The organism is Mesorhizobium sp. M1A.F.Ca.IN.022.07.1.1 (genome assembly GCF_003997575.1).
Classification (GTDB): Bacteria; Pseudomonadota; Alphaproteobacteria; order Rhizobiales; family Rhizobiaceae; genus Mesorhizobium.
The window spans coordinates 1-11355 of record NZ_RZST01000191.1 but is presented as its reverse complement, the minus strand read 5'-3'; the positions used below and the strand labels follow the sequence as shown (position 1 = coordinate 11355).

Sequence of the window (11355 nt, the reverse complement as noted above, 5' to 3'; positions counted from 1 at the left end):
TTGCCGGCAAGAGCGATCCGCTCGAAGGCGTGCCGTCACCCGGCGAATTTCCACTCGGATCTCAGGGCTGGGCGGCGATCATCGACGGTGTCGGCGGCACCGGCGTCGTCACCATCGGCGCGGTGCTGGGCATGGCTGCCCATATCGAGGGGAAGGGCTGCGGCATGATCGACATGGCGGGCCTTGCCCAGAAGGGCGGCTCGGTCTTCACCCATGTCCGCATCGCCCCGACGCCCGAGGACATCCACGCCATCCGCGTTTCCGCCGGCAAGGCCGATCTTGTGCTTGGCTGCGACCTCGTCGTCTCCGGCGCCAAAAAGGTGCTCGCCGCGGTGCGCGAGGGCCATACCATGTTCCTCGCCAACACCGCCGAGATCATGCCCGGCGAATTCACCCGTTCCGCCGATTTTTCGCTGCCGGTCGAGCGGCTGAAGAAGGCGATCCGTGCCGCCGCCGGCGACGACAAGGCCCACTTCTTCGATGCCACCCGCACGGCGACCGCGCTGTTCGGCAATTCGCTCGGCGCCAACATGTTCATGCTCGGCTTCGCCTTCCAGCATGGCGGGCTGCCGCTCTCGGCCGAAGCCGTTGAAAAAGCGATAGAATTGAACGGCGAAGCGGTGGTGATGAACATCGCCGCCTTTCGCTGGGGCCGTCGTGCCGCGCACCAGCCGGATTTCGTGCGCGGCCTGGTCGATCATACCGGCAAGCCGGCATCGGCACCCGCCGAAACGCTCGACGACATTGTCGCCCGGCGGGTGGCTTTCCTCACCGCCTACCAGAACGCCGCCTATGGCAAGCGCTATGCCAACAGGGTCGCGGCGCTGCGCGCAGCCGAGGCGACAGCGGTTCCCGGCTCGACGGTCGTCACCGAGGCGGCCGCGAAAAACCTGTTCAAGCTGATGGCGATCAAGGACGAGTATGAGGTGGCCCGGCTTTACACCGACGGCAGCTTCGCCGCCGATCTCGCAAGGCAGTTCCAAAGCTACGAAAAGCTGGAATTTCACCTCGCGCCGCCGATCCTCGGGCGGCGCGGCAATGACGGCAAGCCGAGGAAATCGAGTTTCGGCCCGTGGATGATGAAGGCATTTCGCCTGCTTGTTGTCATGAGAGGCCTGCGCGGCACCGCGTTCGACCTGTTCGGCCATACCGCCGAACGGCGCGCCGAGCGGCAACTGCTTGCGCAATACGAGGCCGATCTCGATCTGATCGCCGCAGCACTTGCGCCGGGCAAGGTCGAGGCCGCCGCCGCTCTGGCCTCCGTTCCGGCGCTCATCCGCGGCTATGGCCATGTCCGGCAGGCCAGCGCCGCCAAGGCGTCCGAAGAGCGCTCCAGGCTGCTGCAGCGGCTGACCGAGGCCGCTCCGGTGCCCGTTCTCAGCGCTGCCGAGTGATTGCGCCAGACCAATCCCGAAGTTTTCGTCGGTCGGCCTAAAGCGCCTCGCGTGGAAATGGATCCAGGAGAGGCGCTTTAGGCCTTTGTTCGATGCAGGTCGTTCTCCCAAAACCGCTGCGCACTTGTGGGTGACATGCGTTAGGTCCTTTGCGGCCCTTGGCCGGCAGACCGAAGCCGCTGCTCAAGGCGGTTCTGTTCTAAGCCTTTCTTAAGGCGGTTGTGTCATGACAAGGCTTAGCGTTGGGCCGACCCTATGGGCAAAACAAAGACCGAAAGCATCCCAGCGGATGTTTATATCCAATTTGTGCGGTCGTTGTTCGACAACGCGCACATGTTGTTGATCGGTGGCGCGTGCTACTGGATCCTCGGAGTCATGATCTATCTGCGCACCCACAATCCCCTGTTCCTGGCGTTTTCTTTTGCCCTGCTTTCCGTCAGCCTTATCCGTTACTTCGGCATTCGCGGCTTCCTGAGGACAGGCGGCGCGATTGCCGATGTCGAACACGCGCAGCGGTTGGAGCGCAGCTACATCCTGAAGGGCTGCCTTCAGGGTCTCGGATTGGGCGCGCTGTGTTTCGTGTCGATCTACATATATCCCGAACCGTTCGCCGAGCTCGCGGCAATGTCGCTCACGCTGGCGACCCTGGTCACCGTTGTCGCCCGCAACTATGGGTCGCCGCGCATGGTGCGGATCTTTTCCGTGACCTTCATCGGTCCGGCGGCTCTCGCGCTCCTGCTGCGCATGGACGCGCCCTCCGTCGTCCTCGGCCTGATGATCATCCCGATGACGTTCATCACCATCACCGGCGCCGATCATGTCCGCAACGTGCTGTTCTCGGCGGTCATCGGCCACAAGCAGGCGAGAAACCTGACGCGCAGGTTCGACCGCGCGCTCAACACGATGTCGCACGGCCTGGTCATGCTCGGCCCCGACGGGCGCGTCGCCGTCGCCAATGCCGAGGCCGCCCATCTGATGTCGCTGAAATCGGCCGACGCGCTGCTCGGGCGCTCGATCCACGGCCTTCTGATGCGCGGCGTCGCCGGCGGCATGCTGGCACCGAAGGATTGCCGCTACATCGAGGCGCAGCTGACGCGCGCCTTGCGCGAGGGCCGGGACCGCAAGGTGCTCGTGTCGCTCGCCAATGGCCAGCACTACGAGTTCTCCGCGCGCGAAGGCAGCCAGGAACTCGGCGTCATCACCTTCGAGGACGTCACGGCCCGCGTCGAGGCGGAGGAAAAGATCCGTTTCATGGCGCGCTACGACAACCTCACCGGCCTGCCGAACCGTGCCTATTTCCACGAGCTGGTCGGCGAGGCCATGGCGTCCGGCGACCGCGACCGGCTCTGCGGCTTGGCGGTGCTCGACCTTGATGATTTCAAGAGCGTCAACGACACGCTCGGCCACCCGGTCGGCGACGGTTTGATCTACGCCGTAGCCGAGCGGCTGGCAGCGGTTGCCGGGCCGGGCATCAATGTCAGCCGCTTCGGCGGCGACGAATTCATGATCTATTTCGACCGCATCGAGGATGAGAGCCATCTCAGCAGCCTGCTCGACGAGATCTTCGCCGGCCTGCAGGGCGAAGTCGACGTCGCCGGTCACGGCCTGCGCATCCAGACCAGCGGCGGCGCGGTCTTGTCCGTGGTCAAGGACACCGACGTCGACGGTATGATCGTCAAGGCGGACCTCGCGCTCTACAAAGCCAAGGAGCTCGGCAAGAACAGCTGGCGGCTGTTCGAGGCATCGATGGACGCCGCCTTCCGCAATCGCCAGCTGATGAAGGCCGATCTGCGCAGCGCCGTGCAAGCCAAGGAGTTGCGCGTCGTCTACCAGCCGATCGTGTCGATGAGCACCATGCGCATCGCCAGCTGCGAGGCGCTCTGCCGCTGGGATCATCCCGATCTCGGCCCGATTTCGCCGGGCGTCTTCATTCCGCTGGCCGAGGAGATGGGCATCATCTCCGAGATCAGCTCTTTCGTGCTGCAGGCGGCCTGCGCCGAATGCGCCAAATGGCCGGCCCAGACCAGCGTTTCGATCAACCTGTCGGCCAAGGACTTCCGCAACCGCGACGTCGTGCAGAAGGTGCGTGATGCGCTGGCGGCGTCGGGCCTTGCGCCGCACCGGCTCGAGATCGAGGTGACGGAGACTGCCCTGCTCGACGACAAATCACTGACCCGCGAGCTGATCGAAGAGCTGAAAGCGCTGGGCGTCCGCATCGCGCTCGACGACTTCGGCACCGGCTATTCCAGCCTCAGCTACCTGCACAAGCTGCCGCTCGACAAGATCAAGATTGATCGCTCCTTCCTGATCGACGTGACCCAGAGCCCCCAGTCGCTCGATCTTCTGAAGGGTATCGTCGGCTTGACCCGGACGCTGGGCCTGGTCGTCACGATCGAAGGGGTGGAGACTTTCGAGCAGCTGAAGATATTGGTGCGTTCGGTCAAGCCAGACCTCGTGCAAGGCTTCCTGTTCGGCGCCGCGCTCAGCGCGTCCGGCATCGAGACGATGTCAAACGTCACCTGGCCATTCGCCGCGGACCTGCGCCTCGCCCCCAGACGGTCGGCCAGATAGGGAATTTCATCATTCAGGATTAAGAATGCGCGTTGCGTTGGCTACGCAGCAATTTTCGTCCAATCGGAAGGTTTTGACCCGATTGTTCAGGATCAAAAGCTCACATTTGTTTTCTCTAAGCAATTCAATACGGCAAAGTATTTTGGCTTGATGCCCTATATTACCGGTAGCTGCGGCAGCCAAGTCCTTTCAGCTCTGGCATCTGTGAACTCCTTGACATCGGATGCGTGCCAAGGTCCGAGTGTGCGGTCGACTTTTCCGCGCAACCCTTTCCGGCGCATTGTTAAGGTTAACAGAAGGTAAACCAGCAGTATCGAATTTTCGGCTTGTGTCTCATTTTGACTCGAATAGCCTGTTTACAGGCGGATACGAGGACTTGAGGATGGATGCTGCAAGAAACGATGCGCAGGCTGACGCCGGCGCAAATGCTGGCTCGGCGCTGAATCGTTCGATCATGCAATTGCTGGAGCATGTCGATTATCGTTTGATCACGGGGGGCGAGGATCTGGAGGCGATCTACCGCCTTCGCTATCAGTCCTACCTGCGCTCAGGCATGTGCGGCCCGATCGCCAGCGGGATGTTCGAGGATCGCTGGGACAACCTGCCGAATTCCTACCGGTTCGGCGTCTATTTCGATGGCCACTTGGTCAGCACGCTGCGGCTCCATTACATTTCCCGCGAGCACCCCTATTCGCCCTCTGTCGACGCCTATCCGGAAATCTTGGCAGAGCGGCTTGCCCGCGGAGAAACCTTCATAGACGGAACCCGGTTCGCAACCGACGCGGATAGCGCGCCCGCGCCCGGAGTCCTGCCTTTCCTGACGCTGAGGCTCGGCATGGTGGCTTCCAGCTATTTTGGCCAGACGGCCGTGCTGACGCCGGTCAAGGTCGAACATTCCGCCTACTACGCCCGCATCTTCCATGCCGTGCAGCGGACAGAAGGCAAGGTGTTTCCGGGTGTCCTTGCGCCGATCGCCTTGTTCGAGATCCCCTGCGGTGAAAACTTGCGCCAGACGCTCGACCGCTTCCCGTTCTTCAAGTCGACGCCGGTGGAGCAGCGGATGATGTTCGCCAATCCGGCCATCAACCGGCTCACCCCTCTGTCGATCGTACCGACGGCCAAATACTATCGCGATGCCGCCTGAACGGGCGTCCTACCGCGCCTCATGAACCTTCCCCGCGGCTCCCGCGTTACGAGTACCGGCGTCACTGATCATCGGCGGCGCCGCATTCTTGACCCCCAGGCTTGTCGCCGGCTCAAATCGGGTTTTTCACGGGAAGGAGTACGATTATGACCATCCACTCGCTTGCGCTCACGCCCCTGATCTCGCTGATCGCCGGCATATTGATCCTGGTGATGCCGCGCCTGCTCAACTACATCGTCGCGCTCTATCTGATCGTGGTCGGCCTGCTCGGCCTGTTTCCGCACCTCGCCGCCTAATGCAATCTCGCCCGGAACCGTGCAGCGGTTCTGGGCAACGGCACCCATCAAAACGAGCTTTGAAGCGTCTCGCCTGAATCCGATTCAGCGCGACGCGCTTTAAAGGCCCACGATGCCCCTCGCCACGGCGAGGGCCTGCCATCGCAATTTTAGCTTCCGCCCATTTCAACTTTCGTTTGAGGCTGTTGTCGCCGGCCGTGCGGCAATAGCGCCATTGCTCTTGCTCCGGCTTTTCGCTATGTGCCTCGAAGGCATTTTCGAAGGGGTATTCCTATGGCTGATCACACGCCGACCGGTCCTGTCGAACTGGGCGCGCAGATGGACTATGCCGAGCATGATCGTACCTACAACGCATTCCTCGCGCTGGCCAAATACGGCTCGCTCGTCTGCGCCGCCATTCTGCTGGCCATGGCCTTCGGCTTCTTCGCGGGCGGCTTCTTCTCGGCGACCATCCTGTTCATCGTGATCATGGCGGTCGGCTATTTCATTCTGCGGTAGACTCTCCAAGCCATTGCGTTTGACGTTCCGCCGGAGGTCCCGGCCGACGCCTTGCGCAGCAAGGTTCCAGCCGAAAGGATCATGCGGTGGGGCAGACGGTATTCATCCCTCGTGAGCTTGACGCGAACGAGCCGAGAGTCGCGGCCTCGCCCGAGACGGTGAAAAGGATGGCGGGCCTGGGCTTCGAGGTGATCGTCGAGAAGGGCGCCGGCCTGGGCTCGCGCATTACCGATCAGGAATTTGTCACCGCCGGCGGCACGATTGGAACTGCCGGGGACGCCAAGAACGCCGATGTGGTGCTGAAGGTGCGCCGGCCGACCGATGCCGAGCTCAAGGGCTACAAATCGGGCGCGGCCGTCATCGCCATCATGGATCCTTACGGCAACGATGCGGCGCTTGCCGCGATGGCCAGTGCCGGCATCACCGCCTTCTCGATGGAGTTCATGCCGCGCATCACCCGCGCGCAGGTGATGGACGTGCTTTCCTCGCAGGCCAATCTTGCCGGCTACCAGGCGGTGGTCGATGCGGCGGCCGAATATGACCGCGCGCTGCCGATGATGATGACGGCGGCGGGCACGGTGCCGGCAGCAAAAACCTTCATCATGGGCGTCGGCGTCGCCGGTCTGCAGGCGATCGCCACAGCGCGCCGTCTCGGCGCCGTCGTCACCGCCGGACGCACGTCGGTGGCGGTGAAGGAGCAGGTGCAGTCGCTCGGCGCAAAGTTCCTGGCGGTCGAGGACGAGGAGTTCAAGGCGGCGGAGACCGCCGGCGGCTACGCCAAGGAAATGTCGAAGGAATATCAGGCCAAGCAGGCGGCCCTGACCGCAGAGCACATCGCCAAGCAGGATATCGTCATCACCACGGCGCTGATCCCTGGACGTCCGGCGCCGAAGCTGGTGTCGGCCGCCATGGTCGCCTCGATGAAGCCGGGCTCGGTGATCGTCGACCTTGCGGTCGAACGCGGCGGCAATGTCGAAGGCGCTCAACCCGGCAGGGTCGTGACGACGGAAAACGGCGTCAAGATCGTCGGCCATCTCAATGTGCCCGGTCGTGTCGCGGCATCCGCCTCGCTGCTCTATGCCAAGAACCTCTACGCCTTCCTCGAGACAATGGTCGACAAGGTGACGAAGACCCTTGCCATCAAGCGCGATGACGAGCTGGTCAAGGCGACGATGCTGACCGATGCCGGCCAAATCGTGCACCCCAGTTTCGCCAAGGCCGCCGGGCAGCCGCGCACCGAGCCGGCTGCGATCCCGGCCACGGTCCTGGTCGCGGATGCCGCCGACAAGAAACCGGCGCCCAGGAGGAGGGCCGCAGCCAAGTCACCCTCGCCTAAGCCAGAAGGGACCGCGTGATGGAACAGCTGCAGAAAGCCCTCGACCAGCTCGATCAGGCGACCGCTGCCGTACGCCTCGCGGTGCAGGATCTCGCCAATGCGCCCGCCGGCGCCGAGGCTGCCGGCAACGCCGCGCACGCGCTCTCGGGCGGCGCCATCGATCCCTTTGTCTTCCGCTTCGCCATCTTCGTGCTGGCGATCTTCGTCGGCTATTATGTCGTCTGGTCGGTGACGCCGGCGCTGCACACGCCGCTGATGGCCGTCACCAACGCCATCTCCTCGGTCATCGTCGTCGGCGCGCTGCTTGCCGTCGGCATCGCCGCCTCCGGCCTTGCGGCGGGCTTCGGCTTCATCGCCCTGGTGCTGGTCTCGGTCAACATCTTCGGCGGCTTCCTCGTCACCCAGCGCATGCTCGCCATGTACAAGAAGAAGGAAAAGTGACGTGACCGTCAATCTCGCTTCCTTCCTCTATCTGGTCTCCGGCATCCTGTTCATCCTGGCGCTGCGCGGCCTGTCGCATCCGACCACCAGCCGCCAGGGCAATCTCTACGGCATGATCGGCATGGGCATTGCCATCGCCACCACGCTGGCGCTGGCGCTGCCCTCGGCTGGCCGCTTCGGCCTGATCGTGCTCGGGCTTGCCATCGGCGGCGGCGTCGGCGCTTATGTGGCGCGCCGCATCGCCATGACCTCGATGCCGCAGCTGGTCGCCGCCTTCCACTCGCTCGTCGGTTTCGCCGCCGTCATGGTGGCGGCGGCAGCAATCTACGCGCCGGAAAGCTTCGGCATCGGCACGGCCGGCGACATCCATGCCCAGGCGCTCATCGAGATGAGCCTCGGCGTCGCGATCGGTGCCATCACCTTCACCGGCTCGGTCATCGCCTTCCTCAAGCTCGACGGCCGCATGTCCGGCAAGCCGATCATGATCGGCGGCCGCCACCTGATCAACATCGCGCTCGGCGTAGCCCTCGTGGTGCTGATCGTGCTGCTCGTCACCACCGAATCCAAGCTAATCTTCTGGCTGATCGTCGCCGCTTCGCTGGTGCTCGGCGTGCTTCTGATCATCCCGATCGGCGGCGCCGACATGCCGGTCGTGGTGTCGATGCTGAATTCCTATTCCGGTTGGGCGGCAGCGGCGCTCGGCTTCACGCTCGGCAATCTGGCGCTGATCATCACCGGTGCGCTGGTCGGTTCTTCCGGTGCGATCCTGTCCTACATCATGTGCAAGGGCATGAACCGCTCCTTCATCTCCGTCATTCTCGGCGGCTTCGGCGGCGAGACGGCTGCGGCTGCCGACGACGGCATCGAGCGCACCGTCAAGCAGGGCTCGGCCGACGACGCCGCCTATCTGATGATGAACGCGCAGAAGGTCATCATCGTGCCCGGCTACGGCATGGCGGTCGCGCAGGCGCAGCATGCGCTGCGCGAGATGGCCGACAAGCTCAAGGCCAATGGCGTCGAGGTAAAATACGCCATCCATCCGGTCGCCGGCCGCATGCCCGGCCACATGAACGTGCTGCTCGCCGAGGCCAATGTGCCCTATGACGAGGTGTTCGAGTTGGAGGACATCAACTCCGAATTCGCCCAGGCCGATGTCGCCTATGTCATCGGCGCCAACGACGTCACCAACCCGTCCGCGCGAGATGACAAGAGCAGCCCGATCTACGGCATGCCGATCCTCGACGTCGACAAGGCCCGCACCTGCCTGTTCGTCAAGCGCTCGCTGGGTTCGGGCTATGCCGGCATCGACAACACGCTGTTCTACAAGGACGGCACCATGATGCTGCTCGGCGACGCCAAGAAGATGACCGAGGAAATCGTCAAGGCCTTCGATCACTGATCCGGCTTGCCATCTCAAAGACCGAAAAGCCCGGCCGTGAGCCGGGCTTTGTCTTTCAATCACCGGATGGTTCAGTCTAGCCTTTGGACAGGAAAAGCGCCTCGTCTTCGTCGCGCTGCTTGCCGCCGAGAGCTGCGGCAGCGCTGGCGATGAATGCGCCGATGACCAACGCCAAGGCGCCGATCAGGGCAAATGAGGCCGTTGCCTTCCTGGCCGTGTCTGCCGCCTGCTTGGCCTTGGTCTTAGCCTCCTCCACCTTTGCAAGCACCGCATCGACACGGGCCTTTGCGTCGGCTTCCGGAAGGCCTGTGCGGGCAGTCACAAGCTGCGCCAGGTAGGTCTTGTCGTCGGCCGACACCTCACCGGAGGCGGCACTTGCGACCAGGATGCGAGACGCTTGCGCCGTGGTCGCCGCGTCGTTTTGCGGATTGGCGGCTGCAAGCTTGCTCGCATCCGCCGGACGGAACAGCGTGTCGACGAAATACGATGTCGCATTGTCGACCGAGGCGCCGTTGGCGTTTGCCGACGCGCCTGCCGAGGCACCCATCGCGGCGCCCGACGCGACAGTGGATGCCGCCTGCACGCCCGTCCCAACTGCAGCCGACAGGACCGAGCCGAGAACACCGGCGACAAGCAACGTGGCCAGCGCCCAGGCAAGGAAGCCGTGGGTGGTGTCGCGGAAATAGACCTCGTCAGTGTGGACGCCAACCCATTTGGTCCGCAACCGCCCGGCAAGATAACCGCCTAGGCCCGCCGACAGCCATTGCACGACGATTAACCAGGCGCCGGTGGTAGCCGCGAAGGTGGTGACCGAAGGATTCGACGCGGACCAGGGCGAAACCATCGTCAGCCCGAGTCCGGAGCCGAGCAAGGTAAGGATGAGAGTCAAAGCCGAGGCTGCGAAAGCGCCAGCGATGATCGGCCCCCAACTGACGGCGGTGGCGGAGGATTCTAGCGTACCGGGAGCATCGGTTGCCGATAGGGTGGGCTGCATCGAAGCCTCCTAGCGGGCAAAAAGCATGATGAGAATGATGATCGGAATCGGAACCCCGAGCAACCAGAGCAAGATACCGCGGCCCATCGAAACCTCCTGAAACAAGTTGTGATCGATCTGTCACAATGTTTCAGGAGACCTTCTGTTCCGGTCGGATCACCCCATCCGCCACGGACGGCGGACCGACGGCAGGCTGAGAGGCCCGATGGCACGGTCCTCAAATATCCAGATTGGCCACCGACAGCGCATTGTCCTGGATGAACTCGCGCCGCGGCTCCACCTCGTCGCCCATCAGCCGTGAGAACAGGCTGTCGGCGTCGGTCGCGTCGGCCACCTTGACCTGAAGCAGCGAGCGCACATTCGGATCCAGCGTGGTTTCCCAGAGCTGTTCGGCGTTCATCTCGCCAAGGCCCTTGTAGCGCTGCATGGTCAGTCCCTTGCGGCCAGCCGCGAACACCGCGTTGAGCAGCGCCAGCGGCCCGGAAAGGAGCTCGAAAGTCTCCTTGCGGCGCAGCGCCGGCTGCTCGCCATAGACTTCCGCCAGGCGCGCTGCATAGCGGTCCAGCTGGCGCGCATCGGCCGAATTGATCAGCCCGGCATCGAGCTGGACCGCGTCCTTGACGCCGCGCACGGTGCGTTCGAAGACATAGCCGCCCGACCCGTCATTGGAGGTCGACAGCCGTCCGCTCCAGCCGCGCTCGGTCTCCTCGGCGATCATGTCGAGCCGCCTGGCGACGTGTTCGGCCATGGCGGTGGCGCGGCCGAGATCGGCGAGCACGTCGGCGTTGAGCGCGCCGGCGATCGCCGCCTGCTCGACGACACTGCGGTTGTAGCGCGTGTGCAGCCCGTTGATCAGGTGCCGCACCGCCAAGGCGTCGTCGACCGCGCCGCGCAGGTCCTGTCCGGTCCGCACCTCGCCGGAGGCGAGCGTCAGTGAAGCCTCTTCCAGCCCGGACTCGATCAGATATTCCTCATAGGCGCTTTCGTCCTTGAGATATTGCGAGCTCTTGCCCCGCGTCACTTTGTAGAGCGGCGGCTGGGCGATGTAGAGATGGCCGCGCTCGATCAGCTCCGGCATCTGCCGGAAGAAGAAGGTGAGCAGCAGCGTGCGGATGTGGGCGCCGTCGACGTCGGCGTCCGTCATCAGGATGATCTTGTGGTAGCGCAGCTTGTCGGCGTTGAACTCGTCCTTGCCGATCGAGGTGCCGAGCGCCGTGATCAGCGTGCCGATCATGTCGGAGCTGAGCATACGGTCGAAGCGCGCCCGCTCGACATTCAGGAT

At 63.7% G+C, this 11355-nt stretch carries 10 protein-coding genes; 8 read left to right on the top strand and 2 right to left on the bottom strand.

All coding sequences use genetic code 11. The features are described from left to right. From EOA75_RS20395 to EOA75_RS20360, 8 genes are all read left to right on the top strand, one after another. Positions 1-1394, top strand: a 1394-nt coding sequence (locus tag EOA75_RS20395) for a DUF6537 domain-containing protein (protein ID WP_206517019.1), incomplete at its 5' end; no start/stop codon positions are given. Positions 1395-1649: 255 nt separating this feature from the next. Next, a complete protein-coding gene (locus EOA75_RS20390) occupies positions 1650-3965 on the top strand; it encodes an EAL domain-containing protein (protein WP_127325001.1) in 2316 nt (771 codons plus the stop codon). A gap of 223 nt (positions 3966-4188) precedes the next feature. Then, complete coding sequence (locus EOA75_RS20385) at positions 4189-5109, top strand: hypothetical protein (RefSeq protein ID WP_245466692.1); 921 nt, start codon at positions 4189-4191, stop codon at positions 5107-5109. A gap of 146 nt (positions 5110-5255) precedes the next feature. Beyond that, positions 5256-5405, top strand: coding sequence for a DUF3096 domain-containing protein (locus tag EOA75_RS20380; protein WP_067003359.1), 150 nt, complete (start codon positions 5256-5258; stop codon positions 5403-5405). Between the two features lie 273 nt (positions 5406-5678). After that, a complete protein-coding gene (locus EOA75_RS20375; protein WP_095799174.1) occupies positions 5679-5903 on the top strand; it encodes an aa3-type cytochrome c oxidase subunit IV in 225 nt (74 codons plus the stop codon). Between the two features lie 86 nt (positions 5904-5989). Continuing rightward, positions 5990-7258, top strand: coding sequence for a Re/Si-specific NAD(P)(+) transhydrogenase subunit alpha (locus EOA75_RS20370; protein ID WP_127325000.1), 1269 nt, complete (start codon positions 5990-5992; stop codon positions 7256-7258). Continuing rightward, positions 7258-7680, top strand: coding sequence for a proton-translocating transhydrogenase family protein (locus tag EOA75_RS20365; protein ID WP_067003367.1), 423 nt, complete (start codon positions 7258-7260; stop codon positions 7678-7680). Before EOA75_RS20370 ends, EOA75_RS20365 begins: the two co-directional genes overlap by 1 nt. 1 nt (position 7681) lies before the next feature. Beyond that, complete coding sequence (locus EOA75_RS20360; protein ID WP_067324170.1) at positions 7682-9079, top strand: NAD(P)(+) transhydrogenase (Re/Si-specific) subunit beta; 1398 nt, start codon at positions 7682-7684, stop codon at positions 9077-9079. A 76-nt stretch (positions 9080-9155) separates the two neighbouring features. Here the strand turns inward: EOA75_RS20360 and EOA75_RS20355 are convergent, their stop codons facing one another. Together EOA75_RS20355 and EOA75_RS20350 are read right to left on the bottom strand one after the other, a co-directional pair. Next, positions 9156-10073, bottom strand: a complete 918-nt coding sequence (locus EOA75_RS20355; protein ID WP_095776998.1) for a hypothetical protein — start codon at positions 10071-10073, stop codon at positions 9156-9158. A 217-nt stretch (positions 10074-10290) separates the two neighbouring features. Then, positions 10291-11355, bottom strand: a 1065-nt coding sequence (locus EOA75_RS20350; protein WP_245466691.1) for a toprim domain-containing protein, incomplete at its 5' end; no start/stop codon positions are given.

What these genes read in the sequence shown, in the direction of transcription:
- EOA75_RS20380 (WP_067003359.1), top strand. Translation starts at nt 5,256, where the DNA reads ATGACCATCCACTCGCTTGCGCTCACGCCCCTGATCTCGCTGATCGCC.
- EOA75_RS20375 (WP_095799174.1), top strand. Translation starts at nt 5,679, where the DNA reads ATGGCTGATCACACGCCGACCGGTCCTGTCGAACTGGGCGCGCAGATG.
- EOA75_RS20355 (WP_095776998.1), bottom strand. Translation starts at nt 10,073, where the DNA reads ATGCAGCCCACCCTATCGGCAACCGATGCTCCCGGTACGCTAGAATCC.
- EOA75_RS20365 (WP_067003367.1), top strand. Translation starts at nt 7,258, where the DNA reads ATGGAACAGCTGCAGAAAGCCCTCGACCAGCTCGATCAGGCGACCGCT.
- EOA75_RS20385 (WP_245466692.1), top strand. Translation starts at nt 4,189, where the DNA reads ATGCGTGCCAAGGTCCGAGTGTGCGGTCGACTTTTCCGCGCAACCCTT.
- EOA75_RS20390 (WP_127325001.1), top strand. Translation starts at nt 1,650, where the DNA reads ATGGGCAAAACAAAGACCGAAAGCATCCCAGCGGATGTTTATATCCAA.